Annotated in this window: 16 protein-coding genes; 3 read left to right on the plus strand and 13 right to left on the minus strand. The window is 50.3% G+C overall.

Annotated features, from left to right (window positions below; translation table 11 throughout):
* Nucleotide 1: 1 nt before the first annotated feature.
* From NG346_RS02670 to NG346_RS02690, 5 genes are all read right to left on the minus strand, one after another.
* Nucleotides 2-709, minus strand: coding sequence for a porin family protein (locus NG346_RS02670; RefSeq protein ID WP_262279359.1), 708 nt, complete (start codon nt 707-709; stop codon nt 2-4).
* A 4-nt stretch (nt 710-713) separates the two neighbouring features.
* Nucleotides 714-1898, minus strand: a complete 1185-nt coding sequence (locus NG346_RS02675; protein ID WP_262279358.1) for a hypothetical protein — start codon at nt 1896-1898, stop codon at nt 714-716.
* Between the two features lie 154 nt (nt 1899-2052).
* Nucleotides 2053-2271, minus strand: a complete 219-nt coding sequence (locus NG346_RS02680) for a hypothetical protein (protein ID WP_262279357.1) — start codon at nt 2269-2271, stop codon at nt 2053-2055.
* Nucleotides 2272-2274: 3 nt separating this feature from the next.
* Nucleotides 2275-2478: a hypothetical protein gene (locus NG346_RS02685; RefSeq protein WP_154532604.1), complete on the minus strand. Its 204-nt coding sequence runs from the start codon at nt 2476-2478 to the stop codon at nt 2275-2277.
* A gap of 256 nt (nt 2479-2734) precedes the next feature.
* A complete protein-coding gene (locus tag NG346_RS02690) occupies nt 2735-3916 on the minus strand; it encodes a phosphoribosylaminoimidazolecarboxamide formyltransferase (RefSeq protein ID WP_262288259.1) in 1182 nt (393 codons plus the stop codon).
* A 349-nt stretch (nt 3917-4265) separates the two neighbouring features.
* Here NG346_RS02690 and NG346_RS02695 point away from each other — a divergent pair, with 349 nt between their 5' ends.
* Nucleotides 4266-4553, plus strand: coding sequence for a hypothetical protein (locus NG346_RS02695; RefSeq protein ID WP_262279355.1), 288 nt, complete (start codon nt 4266-4268; stop codon nt 4551-4553).
* 160 nt (nt 4554-4713) lie between these two features.
* On the opposite strand, the gene rplS is transcribed toward NG346_RS02695, so the two are convergent.
* A complete protein-coding gene (gene rplS / locus NG346_RS02700; RefSeq protein WP_154532610.1) occupies nt 4714-5082 on the minus strand; it encodes a 50S ribosomal protein L19 in 369 nt (122 codons plus the stop codon).
* A gap of 247 nt (nt 5083-5329) precedes the next feature.
* Between rplS and NG346_RS02705 the strand changes: the two genes are divergently transcribed.
* A complete protein-coding gene (locus tag NG346_RS02705) occupies nt 5330-6100 on the plus strand; it encodes a 5'-nucleotidase C-terminal domain-containing protein (protein ID WP_262279354.1) in 771 nt (256 codons plus the stop codon).
* 125 nt (nt 6101-6225) lie between these two features.
* A complete protein-coding gene (locus NG346_RS02710) occupies nt 6226-7044 on the plus strand; it encodes a bifunctional metallophosphatase/5'-nucleotidase (protein ID WP_262279444.1) in 819 nt (272 codons plus the stop codon).
* Between the two features lie 239 nt (nt 7045-7283).
* Here the strand turns inward: NG346_RS02710 and NG346_RS02715 are convergent, their stop codons facing one another.
* From NG346_RS02715 to NG346_RS02745, 7 genes are all read right to left on the minus strand, one after another.
* The gene (locus NG346_RS02715) at nt 7284-8288 is read right to left on the minus strand and encodes a family 43 glycosylhydrolase (RefSeq protein WP_396266689.1); all 1005 of its coding nucleotides are present in this window, start codon (nt 8286-8288) and stop codon (nt 7284-7286) included.
* Nucleotides 8289-8322: 34 nt separating this feature from the next.
* Nucleotides 8323-10185 carry a glycoside hydrolase family 43 protein gene (locus NG346_RS02720; RefSeq protein ID WP_262279352.1) on the minus strand — a complete coding sequence of 621 codons (1863 nt, stop codon included), beginning with the start codon at nt 10183-10185 and terminating at the stop codon, nt 8323-8325.
* Nucleotides 10186-10267: 82 nt separating this feature from the next.
* Complete coding sequence (locus NG346_RS02725; RefSeq protein ID WP_262288260.1) at nt 10268-12085, minus strand: bacterial Ig-like domain-containing protein; 1818 nt, start codon at nt 12083-12085, stop codon at nt 10268-10270.
* Nucleotides 12086-12115: 30 nt separating this feature from the next.
* Nucleotides 12116-13873, minus strand: coding sequence for a RagB/SusD family nutrient uptake outer membrane protein (locus NG346_RS02730; RefSeq protein ID WP_262288261.1), 1758 nt, complete (start codon nt 13871-13873; stop codon nt 12116-12118).
* A gap of 39 nt (nt 13874-13912) precedes the next feature.
* Entirely contained in the window at nt 13913-17116 is a 3204-nt protein-coding gene (locus NG346_RS02735) for a SusC/RagA family TonB-linked outer membrane protein (RefSeq protein ID WP_262288262.1), read from the minus strand.
* A gap of 473 nt (nt 17117-17589) precedes the next feature.
* Nucleotides 17590-19044 carry a tetratricopeptide repeat protein gene (locus tag NG346_RS02740; protein ID WP_262288263.1) on the minus strand — a complete coding sequence of 485 codons (1455 nt, stop codon included), beginning with the start codon at nt 19042-19044 and terminating at the stop codon, nt 17590-17592.
* A 79-nt stretch (nt 19045-19123) separates the two neighbouring features.
* Complete coding sequence (locus NG346_RS02745) at nt 19124-20086, minus strand: PstS family phosphate ABC transporter substrate-binding protein (protein WP_262279347.1); 963 nt, start codon at nt 20084-20086, stop codon at nt 19124-19126.
* Nucleotides 20087-20093: the final 7 nt, after the last annotated feature.

Consider the following 20093-nt stretch of genomic DNA (forward strand, 5'->3'; position numbering starts at 1 on the left):
TTTATAGCTTGAAGCGGTAGCCGAGCGTGATGAGGATGGCGTGGTTGCGGGCTGTCAAGGCATCCTGCATGGGTACCCAGCTGGTGTCGTAGGCATAGTGATGGATAGCTTTGCGCACTTCGAAACGGTAGGTGGCGTTAAGAACAATGTTCTGCCATTCATAGCTCAAGCCGACGGGAATGTCATAGATGATTCTGCGGAACTGACCGCTGACATCCTCTGATTCCTTGGTCTGGTAATTCTCCCAAAGAAAGATCGACGACATACCGTCGCCAATGTCCATGGTGCGTATGCTTGTCATCTTGGCATGCACCTTGACCGAAGTCTGGATGCCCATCTCGGCACCGATGTGTGCGGCGAGTCCTTTGACACCCCTGAAGTAAGCCTTGAACTGCAAAGGCACTGATACGTAGTCTGCGTTGATGTGGCTTTTTACGGTAGCGTATTGCTCATGCTCGTCTTTGAGTCCCGTGCCGATGGCACTATAGTCTACGCCAGTGGTGAGAGAATAGTAACGTGACAGGGGAATCTCCACTTCGGCACCAGCCGTCCACCCTGTTTTCCATGTCTTTTCTCTATTGATGGCATCGCCGTCCATCTTTGAAAAGGTCATACCAGCATGTGGCGTAATGGAGACGCGCATATTGTCGTTTTGTGCTGATGCCACGACGGGAAGAAGTGCCAACAGTAAGAAGAATATCTTTTTCATGGGTCTATTGAATCTTATGGTAAGTGTAAATCGCTGTCTGTGAACCTCCTTGGTCATGGGTGAGCGTCATCTCTGTGTCGGAGATGAACTCGATCTGTTCCTTCTTGGAGTAGTCGGAGCCTGGCGACACCAAGCCATTGAGGGAAGAGCTTGTTAGCAGATTATTTCCTTCGACCGTAAAGTAATATGAGTTGTGGTAGTCTGTATCATATGTTGAATATTGGTTGACGGTATGATTGCGGCTGAAGGAGAGCTTATTATATGTTGAATAGTAGGAGGAAGGAATAATGTCTTCGTCAATGATGGTTTGCCCGTCGGCGAGTATTTTGTAATGAGTCGTCTCCCAGGTGCCGATGAGTTGTTCGGGAACCTTGCTGCTGATAACCTCTTCTATGCGCGTTATCTCGTTAGGGACGTCCTTGCGTACGAACTTCTCCACTTTCTGCCCGTTGGCAGTGGCTAAGAGAATGTCTTTGCTGATGGCATAGAGATAATAGTCTGTGCCACTATAGGGGAAGACGAGGTGCCCGTCGGGGGTGCTTACCTTGCCGGAGTGATAGTCGATTTTGTTGTAATTGAATGCACCATATATCTGCGTGACGTTTGACACATTGCCTTGCTCGTCGATGTAGATGCCATTGCCGACACCATTGGGGTAGTCGTTGCTTGTGAGTTCCCAGTAACCGGCGAGGTCGCTCATCTGTATGCCTGAGAACTTCATCTGCGCCATCATCTCCATCATGCTGTCGCCGTCGCCGGGGAGATGCTGGATACGGTAAAGGGGAACAACCGAAGTCTTGCCATTGAAGGCAAGGTACATCTTCTCGTTGTTGTTGCCCGCCACCGTGACGGTGTAGTGTTTGCCGTTGCCCTTGCTGAGCAGCATCACGTAGTGGTTGTTGTCTATCGTCCACGTGCCGGTCTTGTAGCCTAAGTTAAAGGGGGCTTCCGAGGTCTGGGTATACTGCCATTCCGAGACGGTGCCGTCATCGTGCACGACGATGCCCTCAACAGCACCGTCGCCGTTGATGTCAGCACCGTTTTCAATGCTCGTACCAGCAATCTGCCAGTAGCCGGTGATGGGGATGTTGGTGTCAGCGCTGATGCCCTTGTCGTCGTCGCTGCAGGAGGAGAATGTCAAGAGGTTCAGCAAGCCGATCAGCAATAATAGATAAGGAGTAGTTTTCATGGGAGTAATATGAGATGTAAAGAGTGATAGTGGTTGCAAAGGGAATTATAGATCCTGCAACCACTTCTTGCCTTTCTTGGTGTTGGTCCAAAGGATGAGGCCGACACCGATGACGGAGCCGATGGCAAAGATAATAGTGAGCGTTTCCATATAATTATGATTTTAATATTTTGTTGGCGAAATATGCAAAGACATAGGACATAAGAATGCCGAAGACGATCGCTAAGATATTGATCCTCACATTCATCTTGGTTAGGGCAGGAACAATGCCTCCCAATACTAAAGCAGCATACGTAAGTTTGGATATGTCGTAGAAATAACCGGCTAACTTCTCACGTCGTGTTTGCTTCTTGTCGTTGTTTTCTGCTGCCATTGCTTATTTCTTTTTTCTTTGCGAAGCTCTGTTGGCCCGCTGTTGCCGGTATTTAGCCTTCTGCTTAGCCGATCCGGAGCCGTGTGCACCGGTGATATACTTCTTTTTCTTGGCTTTGGTTTTCACCTTGTCGTCGTCTTTGGGTCCGCCTTTGGAAGCACCCTTGAAGACGATGCCGTGCTCAATGATTTCGTCGATGTCTGACATGGGGAAGTTGAAAGTTGAGAGTTGAAAGTTAAGAGTTGAGAGATGAGAGATGAGGGGACTGTTGCCTTATTCTTTTTCAAGAATTTGAGAATTGTAGAATTTCCTGCCCTTTATATATATAAGTATATAAGAATGAATAAGAATCTGCGAGCTACCTTTGGCAGCCGGTCTTCTGATGCTCTATCATTCTGTTATGGACATCATCCTCTAATTCTCTAATTCTTGAAAAATAAATATGATTCGGCTAAACTGCGGATTAGTGGTGGAACAGTCTCACGTGAGTGAAGGCCATGGCCATATCGTACTTGTCGCAGGTCTCGATGACATTGTCGTCACGGATGCTGCCGCCGGGCTGTGCGATGTACTTCACGCCACTCTTGTGGGCGCGCTCGATGTTGTCGCCGAAGGGGAAGAAAGCGTCGGAGCCCAGACATACGTTGGTGTTCTTGGCAATCCATTCTTTCTCCTCAGCACGAGTGAAGACAGCCGGCTTCTCGGTGAAGAACTGCTGCCATGTGCCTTCGCACAGTACATCGTCATGCTCTTCGCTGAGGTAGACGTTGATGGCGTTGTCGCGGTCAGCACGGCGGATGCCCGGTTTGAACGGAAGGTTGAGAACCTGCGGGCTCTGACGCAACCACCACTCGTCGGCTTTGTTACCGGCAAGACGTGTGCAGTGGATGCGGCTCTGCTGACCGGCTCCGATGCCGATAGCCTGTCCGTCCTTGACATAGCAGACGCTGTTGCTCTGTGTATATTTCAGTGTGATGAGGGCAATCTTCAAGTCGCGGATCGCCTCAGGAGTGAAGTTCTTGTTCTTGGTAGGAATCTCCTCGAAGAGTTTCGGGTCGTTGAGATCGCAGTTGTTACGGCCCTGCTCAAAGGTGATGCCGAAGACCTGCTTGTGCTCGATGGGCTCGGGTACATAGTTCGGGTCGATCTTGATGACGCAGTAAGTACCCTTGCGCTTGGCCTTGAGGATTTCCAGGGCTTCGGGTGTGTAGTCGGGTGCGATGACGCCGTCGCTGACCTCTCGCTTGATGAGTTTGGCGGTAGCTTCGTCGCAGGTGTCGCTCAGCGCGCAGAAGTCGCCATAGGAGCACATACGGTCAGCACCACGGGCGCGGGCATAGGCACTGGCCAGAGGCGTGAGCTCAAAGTCAATGTCATCCACGAAATAGATCTTCTTCAGCGTGTCGCTCAGTGGCAGACCCACGGCAGCTCCTGCCGGAGAGACGTGCTTGAAGCTGGCGGCGGCGGGCAGGCCGGTAGCGGCCTTGAGCTCTTTGACCAGCTGCCAGCTGTTGAGAGCGTCGAGGAAGTTGATGTAGCCTGCGCGGCCATTGATGACCTCAACGGGCAGTTCGCCGTGCTCCATATAGATACGGGCCGGCTTTTGGTTCGGATTGCATCCGTACTTTAATGCGTATTCTTTCATGTCGGTGTGAAATTGAAACCTACGGCAAAGGTAGCGAAAAGTTAGCAGAAACGGAAATAAACACGGCAAAAAAAGTAGTGGTAGGGGATGGTATCTTCTGTTGTTTTATGTAATGTCGGAATCTTACCTATGTCCTCGTACGACTGAACCTATGTTCATGTGCCATTGAAGGTATCTTCATGTGGACTTGAAGGTATCTTCATGAGGACTTGAAGGTATCTTCATGTGGAAATCACTTCAAAAGCATATTTTTTTAAAATATTTCGTTGAACGTATTGATATTCTTCTTAACTTTGCACCGAGAAATTGAGAAAGTATATAGAAAGTCTGGAGGAAGGACAAGATTGTTATGAAAAGGGATTTAAGAATGCTCTTTGCTGAAGCTGGCAAAAAGCTGAGAGAAGAGCCACATGAGGTGGTGGCCGATTTTGAGAAAGCGTCGCATCGCTTAGCTAAGCACAATGTGGACTTGAGCAGTCATTCGCTGAAAAAGCTGTGGGAGCTGGTGACGGGAAAGCGCCGGCTGTCGATGGAAGCGCGTAACCGTCTGGCGCTCTTTGCCGGTTTCCAGACGTGGGATGACTTGATGGACACGGTGCACGGCGACACGGACGCGTCGATCAACTACGAAGAATAGGAGCTATGCTTCTGCTGTCTGAAACGATGGACGGTAGGAAACAAAAAATGTTGGACTGCTTTTGATGATAGCTTTCGCTACGTCAAATGCAGTCCAACATTTGTTCTCTGTGGGTAGAGTCACCTCTCCTCTTAACGAGGAGAGAGCGAGAAATCTCTTTTTACTTGTTCTCAGTAGCAACCACCTGACGCTTTTCCTGAATGCGGGCAGCCTTACCGGTGAGGTTACGGAGATAGTAAAGTTTAGCGCGACGTACCTTACCACGCTTGTTCACCTCGATGCTGTCGATGTTGGGAGACTCGATAGGGAAGATACGCTCTACGCCTACAGTACCAGACATCTTACGAACGGTGAAACGCTTCTTGTCGCCATGGCCGCTGATCTTGATGACCACGCCACGATACAGCTGAATACGCTGCTTGTTACCCTCGACAATTTTGTAAGCGACAGTGATGGTGTCACCTGACTTGAACTCAGGGAACTTCTTGCCGGTTGCAAATGCTTCCTCGGCAACTTTAATCAAATCCATTGTGTGTATAATTAAATGTTGTTTGTCGTTCCAACCCAACGTAGCATGGAGACTCTTCCTCCAACCAGCGGTTAGGCCGAAAAGCTTTGCAAAGTTACTGCTTTTCAATGAAATATGAGCAACAGAGGATTAAAATCTGTTCTTTTTAACATTTTCGCTTCGCTTTTCCCGCTTTCTTGATGGCTTTTCACTGGGAAATGCGTACCTTTGCGGCACTTAACTGATTATACACATTATTATATATAGCATGATGAAAAGAAATACTACGCTGTCTGCACTGTGCCTGACGTGGGTACTGCTGTTGCCTTCGTGCGGCAGCCAATACCATCTGACTGACATTCAGCGCACACAGGTGATGGTTGACAGCCGCTATGACCGCCAGCCGGATCAGGCAGCCACAACACTGCTGGCTCCATACAAACATGTCGTGGACTCGGTGATGAACCCCGTTGTGGGTACGACGACACACTATATGACGAAGCAACGTCCGGAGAGCGATATGAGCAACTTGCTGTCTGACATCCTCGTCTGGTATGGCAAGCAGACGGGCGAGCATATCGACTTCGGTATGTATAACATTGGTGGCATTCGTGCATCTCTGCCTGCTGGTAAGGTGACCTACGGCGATATTCTCAACGTGGCCCCCTTTGAGAACCATATCACATATCTTACCCTTTCCGGCAGTAAGGTGCAGGAACTCTTCCAGCAGGTAGCATCTGTAGGCGGTGAAGGTGTGAGCCATAGCGTGCGGCTTGTCATCACAAAAGACGGACAGCTGAAGTCCGCAACCATCAACGGCAAGGAGATCGACCCGAACGGCAGCTACCGCATCGCTACAATCGACTACTTGGCTCACGGCAATGATAAGATGACGGCCTATAAGGCAGCAACGGATGTGGTGTCGCCACAAGAAGAGAAATACGACACACGCTATATCATCCGCCATTACTTCCAGGAGATGACCAAGGCAGGAAAGACTGTAGACGGTCACGTGGAGGGAAGAATTGTGGTTCAATGATGAATGTTGAATGATGAGTGTTGAATGGAGAATACCCTGTTCAAGTATTAAGGGATTACGGAACAAATAAGATAAACAGATAGATAATATAGATAACGATGAGATATTTTAGTAGACTCTATATCATGCTGCTCCTTTTAGCAGTTAGCCTTGGCGTCGATGCCGGAGGCCGACAGAAGGAACTGACGATACTGCATACCAATGACACGCACAGCTGCATCTTGCCGCTGAGCAAGAACCTTGCTGACACGGCGTTGGCGGATCGTGGTGGTTTCCTGCGCCGCGTTGCCATGTTGGAAGAACAGCGTAAGGCGGATCCCCAGCTGTTGCTCTTCGACAGTGGTGACTTCTCGCAGGGCTCTCCTTATTATACGTTGTTCAAAGGAGATGTTGAGGCGGGACTGATGAATCTGATGCACTATGATGCCGGCACCATCGGCAACCATGAGTTCGACTTCGGACTGGAAAACATGGCGAGAGTGTTTCGTGAGCTAAACTTCCCGATTGTCTGTGCCAACTATCGCTTCCATCAGTATGACCTTGACAAGATCGTAAAGCCTTATGTCATCATCAAGCGCAAAGGATTGAAGATCGGCGTCTTCGGACTTTCACCGAAGATGGAAGGACTTGTCGACAAGAAGAACTATCTCGATACGGAATATCTCGACCCGATTGCTACTGCTCAGCAGATGGCCGATGAGCTGCACAAGCAGAAATGTGACTTGGTGATCCTCATCTCTCATCTCGGTTGGGAAGAGCAGGGCATGGGCGACCAGATGGTCATCAGCCATACACGTGGCATCGACCTCGTGCTCGGAGGGCACAGCCATACGCTCTTCAAGTCACTGCGCTATGTGCCCAACCTCGATGGCAAACAGATCCCTGTGGACCAGAATGGTAAGAATGCGATCTATGTAGGACGCATGGTCCTCACGATGAAGTAAGACAGAAAGACAAGTTCCTTTAGACAGAAAGACAGAAAGGATATGTTTTATAGAGCTCTTCCCCCACTCCTCTTTCCGTCTCAAAGTCCTAAATAGTTTCTCCTGATTGCAAGCTGAGAATGAAGTGCTTTTGAAAAGAAAGTTCACGCTTTGAAAAAAAATCATCTCGCCATATAACATACAACAAGAAAGGCTCCAACCCACAGCGGGTTGGAGCCTCTTGCTATCCTATGCTCTTTCTACTTTAGTTCTGGCCAGCCATGGTTCCACCGAACCGTACGGATGACCAGTTTTGGCATACCTTCACTTTTGATACTATATCCATGGCAAATGAAGAGGTCACCTCTCTTTTGCTTCTTCGGCAACGGGAGATGATAGACGGCACAATGGCCGGCTGCCTCATATCGTTTCTTATCGCCTTCGATGACGAGCGTGCCGCCTCCATCGAGCATAGACTTACCCTCGCGGTCGAGATAGGGGCCGGTGATCTTCCGGCTTCGTCCGACGACCACACGGTAGTTGCTCTTCATGCCCCGGCAACAGTAGTCGTGACTGACGAAGAGATAGTACCAGCCCTGGTGCTTGAAGATGAACGGAGCCTCGATGGCATTGGGTCCTGCAAAGTCCGAGGTGGGATTGGCCGGAAGGCTCTTGGTGCCCTTGGCATAGCGGCGTGCGATGGTGAAAGGACGCGCTCCGGCAGCGGCATGTAGCGTAGTGTCGAGCCGAAGGAGCTGGATGCCATCCCAAAACGAGCCGTAGGTCAGCCACGGCTGTCCGTTGTCGTCGATGACAAAGTTGGGGTCGATAGCATTCCAGTTGTCGCGTCCCTCGCGTGAGGCAATGATACAGCCCTCGTCACGCCAGCCGCTGCTGTCGGAGAGGCGGTCGGCAGAGAGAAGTCCGATGGCCGACGTGTTCTTTCCAAACGTCGAGCAGGAATAAGCCATATACCAGCGATCACGGTAACGGACGATGTCCGGTGCCCAGAGATCGCCCCGCAATCCGGGTACGCTGTCATGCGCCCAAGCAGGAATATGGTCTTGCAGGACACCACGCTGAGCGATGTCCCACGTATGTAAGTCGCAGGAGGTCATGCTGAGGATGCCGGGACCAGTACAATAGAGATGATAGGTGCCGTCCTCGTAAGCCATGACCGGGTCATGAACCCAAGGGTCTGTGACGCCATGACGCTCAGGTTCTCCTGCCAAGACCGTGGCAACGCTGAGCGCAGCCACAGCCATGGAAAATAAGATTTTCAATGATGAGTAGATTAAGCTATTTCCTCACTACTTTCTTTCCACCCACGATCACGATGCCCTTGTAGCTGTCGCTGACCGGCATACCCGCGAGATTGTAGGCCTGCTGAACCTTAGTGCTGTTCTGATCAGCCTGGATCTCATGGATGCCCGTCGTAGGCACGCCCTCTTTGTAGAGCCAGACGGGAACGCCGTCGAAGCTGGTGGCAGTAATGCAGGTGGCGGGACAGTCCTTATACCCGTCAATGTTCTGCTTGATCGCCACGCCACTGTAGTCCCAGCCGTTGAGTTTCAGCGTGATAAACGACTTGCCGTCCTGCGTAAACTTCCATGTGCCATCGTAATCGGCATTGCTCGGGCACGATACCGTGCCGTCGGCACTGAGCGTCACCGTCACCGGTTTTTGCGCGTTGGCCTTGCTGAAAGGCGCATCCAGTTTATCACCATCTGTTCCGTAGCGGCAGGTCTGTTGGTAAGGATGCTTGAGCAGATGATAGGTGCCGGCGATCTGCTCAGCAGAGAAGAGTCGTTCGCTCTCGATTTGTTTCTGTGTAGTCTGTTTTCCGGTGAATCGGAAAGGAGCGGTGACGAGCCAGCCGTCTTCGTTGACAAAGAGCGGATGCACGCGCACCTCATGGAAGTCAGTCCCATCGTCGAATTTAGTATGATAGACCAGGAAGGCATCTCCATCGTTGTCGACCAGAACAGAGTTATGACCTTGGGCACGCTCGCCGCGAGTCATGCTGCCCCATCCGGCGTAAGCCCCCATGAGCTTCATGCCACGGTTGGTCACGGATTTGTTGCCGTAGTTGAGTTCGTATCGGCTGTAGATCGCGCTGGTACCCTGCCCGTCTACGAAAGGACCGTCGGGATTCTCGCTGCGGAAGACACGCATCACGTAGCCCGCGTTAGGGTTCAGACCTCCGTAAGAGAGGAAGAGATAGTAGTAATTGCCGATATGACGGATAAACGAGCCCTCGCCCGAGACATAGTATCCGCCCGCGATCTTCTTGCCGAAGTAAGGATCGCTGGTGGTGTTGGCATCGGCACCGTCCTCAGCAGCGTTCTTATCATTGATCTGGTAAGGATAGGTGTGAGTATAGTCGCGCAGACCTGTTGTTTCGTCAAGCTTCAACTCCCAGATGCCACCCGACCAAGAGCCGTAGGACATCAGCAGATTGCCGTCCTTGTCATAGAACACACAAGGGTCGATGCAGTTGGGCCAGTAGCTCCCCCACTTATCCGTATTATAGCGGGCGGGCAGCGAAGTAGCACCGGTAGCAATGGTCAAGTCGGTGTGCTGCCAGTCATTGGTCTTTGTAAAGACGTTGTGGTCATAGCGTCCTTGAAAGCCGGAGAAGACAACAGGTCCCTGATAGACATACGGTCCCTCGATGTTGTCGGCAGCAAGACAGACGATGGACGATGCCCAATAGTCACCGTTGACCGACATATACATGAGCCACTTGCCCGTCTTGCGGCTGCGAACAACATCAGGAGCCCACTGCATGCCCTGAACATTATTGCCTTTGCACTGCCAGCTGTGGGCATTGAAGTTGCCAAAGGAGACAGTCTCGCCCTTATAGTTCTTCACAGAAGTGATCTTCTGTGTGTTGTAGGCGTTGGCATAGCCGGCAGTATTGGCAAAGAGCGTGCAAGCGTCAGTCTCGCCACCACCAAAGTAAGTCCAATTGAGCATATCGCTGGACTTCGCCGTGGCAAGATGCGAGCCGAAGAGATAGTAGTTGCTACCGTCGGCAACAATAGAGGGATCATGAACCGCCACTTCCTTGTAGCTGACCCTGGTCTTGTCGTTGGCGTATGTAGCGACAGTGCTGAGGGCGAGCAGGCCGACGGCTGTAAAGAGTTGAAGATGCTTCATAATTATCAAAAAAAAGTGGTAAAGCCCTTCCCCATCCCTCCTACTGAGGGAATGGGGAGCGAGCCTTACCGTTACTTATCACTTATCGTCTGTGAACATGTCGCTTGGCACCGGACGTACCAGCCACCAAATGGCAGTGGTCAGCGGTGAAGGCGACATAGAGGTCGGCGGGATCTACGGTGTTGAGGCCTAAGTAATACTGGGTGTAGGTCTTTCCGTCAGTACCCTTCATGATGGCCTGAACGTCAGCCGTACCATTGTTGCAGTTGGTAACATAGACCGTGACCTTGGCTCCGTTCATGGCAGCGAGCCAGCTTGCCCAGTCAGCACCTGCCGTACCGTCGTGCTGGCAAGCGGCGTAGCCGTTGCCCCAACCATAGTTGTCGGCACGCACCACACCATACTCACCCTTGTCGGCATTCCGCAGGATGGTGAGAAAGTTGTACCAATTGCTCAAGCCGTCGGTATAGTTGGTGAAAGAGAACGAACGAGTCTCACCAGCCGGAACCTTCACGTCGTCGGAGAAGGCTGTCCACCAAGCTGTGGTGTTGTCTTTCAGACCTACAAGGCTTGGCGAGAACGCGGCAGCACTACTTGCAGACTCTTTCACAGTGACCATGGTCTTTGCCTCCTTGCCGTTGGCAGTAGAGATCGTCACAGCCTTTTTGCCAGCCGAAGCGGCGACGGCAGAGAACTTCAGCTTGCTGTTGTCGAGGACACCCGTCTCTCCATTCTTGTAGGTGGCGGTCACCTCCATGCCTGTCGGGTCAAAGGCCATCGTGCGGTCGCCCATAGCCTCTGTGGCAGCACTCTTATAGAAATAGTAGGTGGTGCGTGTAGGCTGCTTAGTGATCTTGATGGAAGCTATCTGCTGTACAACCTTGAAAGTAGCATAAGCCACGATAGGTTTGGCAGAGGCCTCGCCTTTGAAGGTCTTGTTGTAGATGACGGTGAGTGTCTTCTCGCCAGCCACGTTCATGTCGTTGATGGCAGAGAAGTAGAGTTCGGAAGCCGGGATGGTCTTCTTCACGCCCTCCTCATAGGTCACCTCAGCGGAGACGTTCTGCATGGCATCATCGAGCGAAGTACCGAGATCCACCTCGTCGGGCACATTGTTCAGCGTCATCGACAGTGGCTGCTTGTCCTCAGCAGAGGTCAGACCGCCGATAGGCACAATGTTGGTCGAGAGGAAGTCGATATAAGAGCCTTCGGGCACGAGGAAGCAACGGATGTTGGTATCGGAAGCGTCGGGATTCATATTTTTCAGTGCGTAAGGCTGTGTATAAGTCTTCGTCACCGCGCCGTTAGTCATCTTCACAACGAAGGAGTCTTTGCGTGAGCGGTCAACAGTCAGTGTTACTTTGCCACCGAGCTTCTGCATGTTGGCATCCTTGTTGTCTTCCGGACTCAACAGCTGCGTACTGGTGGTAAACTTAAACGGCAACTTATAGTAGTCGCTACCCCACTGCGAGTTGTAGGTAGCCGAGTCACCCGTTGCATCGAAGCGGATGGCACCATACTCCTTATAGTCAGTAGCGCCACGGTCACAATCATTGGTGATGACAACCGCGAAGTTCTTGAAGTAGGTATTGTCATCCGGATTGAGGTTCAGGTTGAACTGAGCGTACCACTTCTGATTCTCACCAATGACATAATACTTGGAGAACTCAGCCCACCAGCCGGTAGAGAAGTCGGTTTTACCGATCGTGTACACATCCTCCTGCATGCCCTCGAGGACTTCCTCGTGCGACTGCTTAGAGTTGTTGATGGAGTCGATCTTGTCTTTGATCCAATCGGGAGAGTCGATACCGTACTGATCAGCACCCTCGCACCCGGTCAAAGCCATCACACCCAGTGCTGTCATGCACAGTGCTTTGGCTATATGCTTGAAATATCTCATTGTTTTTTCTTTTTATAGTTATCGTTTGGCTTATTTGCTCAAGCTGACAACAGGATGTACCGTCCATCCGTTGGTCTTGAAATACTCACTGTTGTCGGTGCTGTTGTTGGCTGAGTTACCCTTGAGGTTCGGGTTCTTGTTGGTCAGCGTCTCCACGATGGGCAGGAACTCGTGACCGGGCACATAGGTGTCGTAAGAGCACTTCACCTCAGGATCCTTGCCGACAAGATCATAGCTAACCGGATCCTTGGCATGATGGATCGAGCAACGGTAGGTTCCATGCTCCTTGAGCTGCTGCAGACGGTCGGCACTGTAGAAGAATCCCCAGCGCAGAAGATCGAAACCACGACCAAACTCACAGCCGAACTCCTTCGGACGCTCTACATTGGCAATCTGCTCAAAGAGCTTGTCCTTCGTCGGGAAGTCAGCTAATTTCAGATCAGCCAATCCGGCGCGACGACGCACCTCATTGATCCAGTCGATAGCCTGCTGTGTCGGGCCGTTGACCTCGTTCTCGCACTCTGCAGCACGCAGCAGCACATCGGAGTAGCGCATCAGACGCAGGTTGATACCGTCGTGAAGACCAGTGACCACCTTGTCATAGAGACCGGTACGCATATTGGTATACTTGCAGATAGGCAGACCGCCATTGTTGTTGTTGGTGACGACGGTATCGATCGGTGTCATCTTAGACTTGTAGCATACGTTGCCAAGCGTCTGATCATCATTGTCCCAGTCTGCCTCGTAGGTGCCGATGGTCCAATAAAGACGCGGATCAAGTTTGCCACTCTTGGTACGCTCCTGCTTGAAAAGCTGATAGAGCCAAGGCGAAGCACTCAGGTCAGCCCAGCCACCATAGGCACCTGGACCGCAGTTGCTTTCGATAGCTGAGCCTTGCGTAGCGTTCTTGCTGGTGTTGACAGGAGTCCACTCATCGTCGGTGCCCTGTGTGCCATAGTCGAGGAACTGTACCTCAAAGAGGCTCTCATCATTGTTCTCGTACTGTGCACCCTCACGGAAGTTGTCGCCATAGTTGGCCATGAGTTTATAAGAGCCGTACTTCTTGTTGATAATGTCCTTCAAGACAGTCAGAGCCTCGCTGTACTTATGGCGCTGCATCAATGCACGGGCATAGTAACCGGCAGCGGCACCACAGGTGGCACGTCCCTTGGCCCACTCTCCGCCCTTGTCGCGTGAAGGCAACAGGTCTACAGCCTCTTTGAAGTCTTTCTCCACCTGGTCCATGACCTCGTCGAAGGTGTTGTTGGTGGCATAGAGACCGTCAAGAGAAGAATAAGTGTTGTAGTCAGTGATCAATGGCACGTCCTGATAATATCCGGCCAAGTTGTAATAGGCCAGGGCACGCAGGAACAGCAACTGTCCCTTGATGTCCTTCATGCGCTCGCTCAACTTGCTGTCATCATCGCCGGTGCGGGAGAGACCGAAGTTGCAGACGTTGATGGTATAGTACCACTCACGCCATACCCACCAGCCGATGTCACCGGAGACAGGAAGGTTGAGGTTGTCGAACGGAAGATACCACACTTGTGAGGAGTTCCACACCTCATCGCCACGGCACATGTCGATGGTGTAGCCCACACGGGCATAAGAGCCCTCCATGCGGATGTGGTTATAGGCAGCCACCACACTTTCCTCCAAATCATCGGCATTGAAGCCGAAGGTGGCTGAGGTCTGCTGATTGGGATTGTCCAAATCGAGCTTGTCGTTACAGGATGTAAGGGTTCCGAGGCCCAACAAGAGGGCGAGGGAGATATGATAGAGTTTCATATTGACGTAATGTTTATCAGTTGTGTTTTGTTGTCAACATTAGAATGAGAAGTGAAGACCGCACATGAATGTACGCGGTGTCGGGAATGAACAGAAGTTGTAACCCGGTGTCCACACACCTCCGGCATAGTCGACATTGTAACCATGATAACCTGTGAAGGTATAGAGGTTCTGTGCAGAGACATAAACGCGCACGCTGTTTACATATCCGCCAAACCACTTGTCTGGCATGTTGTAACCAAGTTCTACGTTGGCGATCTTCCAATAAGCGGCATTCTGAATCTTACGACTGCTAAAGAGATCGTTCCAAGCCTGCTGGGCGTTGTTGGTAGCGTAAGTACGAGGCACATTGCTCAGATAGGTCTTTCCATCCTCGCTCAAGCGGTTGGCATCGGCCATGGCAACGTCCTTGTTAGCCCAGCCGTAGCACGAATTCAGACTGTTGTAGATGTCGTCGGAAACGTGATAGCCCAAAGCACCGAAGGTAGAAACAGTCAGATCGAAGCCCTTGTACTCCAGATGGGCACTGATACCAAAGTTGACTTTAGGCATACCGCTGCCAAGGACGACACGGTCGTTCTCGTCGATTTTGCCATCGGGCTTACCGTCAGGACCACTGACATCCTTGTAGAGGCAGTCACCGACATTGGCTCCCTGCTGGGTGGCATGGTTGTCGAGGTCGGCCTGCGTGCGGGCGATACCCTCATAGACATAACCGTAGAACTTACCAATCTCTTTTCCAAGCTCTGTGATATAGTTGCCAGTGATATAGGCATCCTTGCTGAAACCAAGCTGCACTACCTTATTCTTAAGCGTGCTGAGGTTGGCACTGATCTGATATTTCAGAGGATGATCGTTGTTGCGATAAGTACCGCTGAACTCCCAACCACTGTTGTCCAAAGTAGCGGCGTTCATCGTCACACTGGTATTGCTCACACCGGCATTCTCCGGAACAGGTACTCCGTAGAGCAAATTCTTAGAACGGTTCTTGAACCATTCAGCAGTGAACTCAAGACGGTTGCCAAACATGGCGATGTCAAGACCAATGTTCTTGGTGATACGACGCTCCCACTCAAGATTCTGATTGACGAAAGTGGAGATAGCAGAACCGTAAACGATGTTGTTGCCGAAGCTGTAGCTCATATTGTTGCGGTCCATCGTGGTCTGGATAGCGTAGTCACCAACATTGTCAATACCAATCTCACCATAGCTTGCGCGAAGCTTCAACAGGTTGATGATATCCTTGCTGACAGGGAAGAACTTCTCCTTGTCGATACGCCAACCCAAAGACACAGAGGGGAAAGTGGACCAGCGCTTATCCTTGGACAGACGGCTACTGCCATCACGACGGACAATAGCTGAGAGAAGATATTTCTCGTCGTAGTTGTAGTTCAGACGGCCGAAGTATGACATGATAGCGTGCTTGTACTCAAAAGAGTTGGCATCGCGGGTCTTGGCATTCTGGATCTGAAGGAAGTAAGGCTCGCTGAACTCATTGCCCCAAGCCGTCAGCGTGTTGGTGTTCTCCTCCTGATAAGCGGTACCGGCAACGAAATTGATATTGTGCTTACCGATATGTCCGTCATAAGTAAGGGTGTTCTCCATCAATGCGTCAGCATAGGTACGAGTACCCTTGGTGAGTTTCTCATTGGTCTTGGCCAAGTAGACACGGTTGCTCTGAATCCAGGAAGGAATCCAAGTGAAGTCCTGAGCGTGAGTCTTGCTATAGGAGAGATTGATCTTATAATTAAGGTGTTGGGTCTTGGTATCTACACCCAACATCTTCAACAGGTCAACGTCTGCAGAGCCTGTACCTACGAAGCGGTCAACAAGTGTGTTGCGCTTGAGCAGGTTGTTGACGAGCAACGGATTGGAAGCGGAGATATCACCATGAACCAAATCGTTGTACACACCATAGCCATAGGCATCATAGTTGTAGCCACTGGCAGAACCGACTTTGTCGTCGAGAACCCAAGTAGAAGGATCGTAAGCCTTGATGGTCGGTTGCATAAGCAGTGTACCACGAAGCACATTGGTTACATCACCATAAAGTCCCTGCACATACTCAGAGGCATTGGAAATGGCCATATTGTTCTGCTTGGAATGAGAATAAACGACGCTGGTCTGGAACTTGATGAACTTGGTGTCCATAGAGTTGTTCACACGTGCCGTGTAGCGCTGATAATCAGGACCGGCACCCTCGATGGTTCCCTTCTGATTGAAGTAATCGAGTGCTATATTATAGGTATTGTTGGCACCGCCACCACTGAGGTTGACATTATGGTTCTGACGGATACCAGTCTTGAAGACTTCATCGAACCAGTCGGTATTGGTAGCATCCTGGAAATGGTACTTGCCATCCTCACCGAGCTTATAGCCGCTGGGAAGTGTGGTACCACTGTTGGCACATGCCTGACCAATATAGTTGCTGTACTGATCTGCGTCCATCAGATCATAAACACCCTTGGAAATCTTGTCTACGCCAAAGTAGCCACTATAGTCGACTTTCAAAGGCTGATCCTTACGACCATGCTTGGTGGTGATGATGACCACACCATTACCAGCACGAGAACCGTAGATGGCACCGGCGGCAGCATCCTTCAAGATCTGGATAGACTCTATATCGTTGGCTGAGAAGTCGCGGATAGTAGTTCCCATTGGCACACCATCGACAACATAAAGAGGTGCAGAACTACCAAAAGTACTGATACCACGGATACGTACAGAAGGATCTGCACCTGGCTGACCATCGGTTGTAATCTGTACGCCCGGAACCTTACCCTCAAGCATCGTGGAGATGTTGGAGTTAGACACCTTCTTTAATTGATCGGCATTGACCACGGCAACAGAACCGGTCAAGTCGGCTTTCTTCTGTGTACCATAACCGACGACAACGACCTGGTCCAAAACATGGTCATCTGTTGTCATCTGAATCTTATCAATGATCGCGCGTCCGCGCACGGCAATCTCGCGGTCCTTATAACCTACATAACTAACGATGAGCGTAGCATTGGCAGGAGCGTCAAGATTGAAATTACCGTCGAGATCGGTCACGGTACCACCCTGTCCACCTTTAATCTTAATGGTGGCTCCAGTAAGCGGTTCACCCTGATCGTCTACAATCTGGCCTTTCACCTTAATCGTCTGTGATTGTGACACGGCAGCCTGTAACGGCATCGGGAAGGTGGACAAGCCACCCATCGCACCCAAGCATAGCATCACTGAGAAGAGTTGTTTCTTCATTGTAGTAATAATTAGGTTTATTATTGATGTTTACGTTTCTGTGCCCAAAATTAGAAAAAGTGTATTAAAACACGGTGGACAAAACGCAAAACAAGTTGGACAAACTGTATTTTTGGTGTAAATAATAGGCTTTAGAGATCAAAATACGGTAAATGTCCACTTCAAGCGCCGATTGATTTGTCCATCTAAAAGGAGAATGGTTAGAGTTCTGAAAAAGGCTTAGCGAGCTGCCAATGTACAAAGAACGGTATTAAGAACGAATGATTAAAGTATTGGTTTCATTTGACATGGTTATCCCATAAGAAGCAAGCGCTCCCAATGGTATCGCAATTCCCTCCCCTTGGGAAGGGTTAGGGAAGGGCTGAGGGTTAGGGAGAGGCTTGGAGGAGGGAGAGGCTTGGTGTAGGGAGGGGCAAAAAAAGGCTCCACGAAACCGTGGAGCCCATATTGAATGAATGGAATGGAATTTCTAATTACTTGAGAGCTGCGACCTGCTTAGCAGTCTCGTTCTCAGGATCAACAACGAGGAGCTTCTTAGCCCACACTTTAGCACCTGCCGTGTTCTTCTTGACATTGTAGTCATAGACCAACATATAGAGATAAGCTTGCTTAAGCATTGCTTTCTCGCTGCTGCTCAGCTCTGCCTTCTCCTCAAGACTGGAGGAAAGTGCCTCATAGTAAGGCTTGGCAAGGCCTGCCTTGCTGTCAGGATCGAGGTTGGCATTGATCTGACCACGCATGTAGTTGCAGTAGTTCTTGTAGTTGGGGAACAATTCCATGATCTTGGCATAAACCTCATCAGCCTTCTTGAAAGCAGCAGCGGCGGCAGCCTTGTCACCGGCAGCAGACTTCTTGGAAGCGTAATCAGTATAGAGACCAGCCATGGTATCATAGTCGTCCATCGTCGGCTTGTCCTTGGCGTCGATAGACTTCTCGAGGTAAGCTACAGAATTGTTGAAATCACCCTTCTCTTTATAGACATCAGAGAGGTTCTTCAAAAGCACAGACTTGGAAGCGATGGCATTGCTGTCAACAGCCAAATCCTCAATAGCCTTGTTGTAAGCGGTAATAGCCTCGTCATAGCGCTTTGCGAGAGAAAGGGCCTTGCCGTAGTAGCCGTAGTCGTCAGCTGTGATATGAGCACTGTCACTCTTGTTGAACAAACGGTCGGCATAGTCCAATGCATTTTGGGAATCGCTCAGGTTAGTGTAGTTCCAGAACACCAAACGGTTCCAACCAGCACGACGGGGATCCTTAGTCAGACCAGCCTTGGCGACATCAATACTCTTCTGAGAGTTACCCAGCAAGAACTCTGTCATTGCATAACGAGTGATGTCTTCATCCTCCATGGAAGCAATGTTCTGAACCTTGTTGAAGTAAGACTCAGCCTTCTGGAAGTGATTAGGCACGGAAGAGAAATAATAGATACGGCCAGCCAAAGCGTCAACAGGATAATCAGGACGCTGCTTGCGAAGATCCTCAAGGTTGCTCACGGCATCCTCAGGGCTACGGCCACGCAGAATCATGGCATACTTGTAATAGCCCTCAGGATCCTTCGGGTCGAAATACTTAGCTTGCTGATAGTTCTCGGCGGCACCACCAGCGTCATCCATAGAGACGGCAATGTCACCTTTCAACAAGAATGCCTTGGCATACTTAGGATTGCGGGCCAATGCATAGTTGGCGAAAGCCTTTGCATTAGCAGTATCCTTCTGTGCCAGGAACACTTTACCAAAAGCGACAAGCACCTCCGGATTCTTCTTGTTCTCCTTGTAGAGCTGCTTTACCTGATCCTTGTAATCAGCACCTTTAGCCAAGATGACCTTGGTGCCCTGCTCAATGACTGCTTTGTTGTCGTTCTGAGCGAAAGTAGGCACTGACGAACCAAGCATCAGCGCACCAATCAATAAATATTTATAAGCCTTCATAATTCTACTGTTTTATAGAGTTCTGTTATGTTTATGAATACTTTAATGCAAAGACGAACCTACAAGCAGAAAGTTTCTGCTATTGACCTACATTAACATCTCTTACATTGATATTGCCAAGAACCGGAAGCAAACCGGCACGCATGACAATGCGCTGACCCTTCGGCCCCTCTATGAAATGGGCAAATCCCCATGGCAAGCCCTGACGAGGATCATTAAGCAATGCATAAATAGTACGTACCAATGGATACTCACCACTATAGATATAGTATTGATAGGGTTTGCGCCCACTCGTGGGAGTTGCGGGATGAATCAGACTCACACTCATCACGCGGATGTTGCGGTTGAACGTGAGGTTGGTGCTGTCGCCTTTGTCGTTGAGCCAGTTGTTGCCAATAATGCCAATAGCGTCACGATGTTGCTCGACATATTTGATCACATCGGCGGTTTTCTTCACTGCTGCCACGTTCTTGTTGAGAATGGCATGACCGCCAAGTATGGAATCTTCTACATAATGAACGGTACTTGACTTCGGGTTGTCAAATACGACGGTGATAGGCTCGTGGGAGCCATCCTTGAAAATGTCACTCCACTTCGTTGCCTTGCCGTTCATGATATCACGGATGTTCTGAACAGACAGCAAGGTATCACGGCAATCCTTGTGGCAGATAAAGGCCAAAGCATCATATGCCAACTTGATAGCTACAGGACGATAGTTCTGAGCCTGCAAGCTCTTTAACTCGGAGGGAGTGAAATTGCGCGCCGTGAATGCCAGCCAAGACTTGCCACTGAGTACGCGATTGATGGCATCGCTCTCGTTGGTATAGATGGGCTTTACCTTGGCTTGAGGATAATCATGCTCAAAGACGAAGCGCTCGTCTTCGATAATGGGACTAAAACTCTCATCAGAGACGAAACTGATCGTCCCTGATGAGTAAGTATCTGTCCGCCCGTCTTTTCCCTTCTTGCTGTTGCCGCAAGCAGAGAGAAGACAGACAGAAAGTGCTAATCCTACAAAAAAGTAAGATGTTATTTTCTTCATATAAACT

The organism is Hallella absiana (genome assembly GCF_025457485.1).
In the GTDB taxonomy this organism is placed as follows: Bacteria; Bacteroidota; Bacteroidia; order Bacteroidales; family Bacteroidaceae; genus Prevotella; species Prevotella absiana.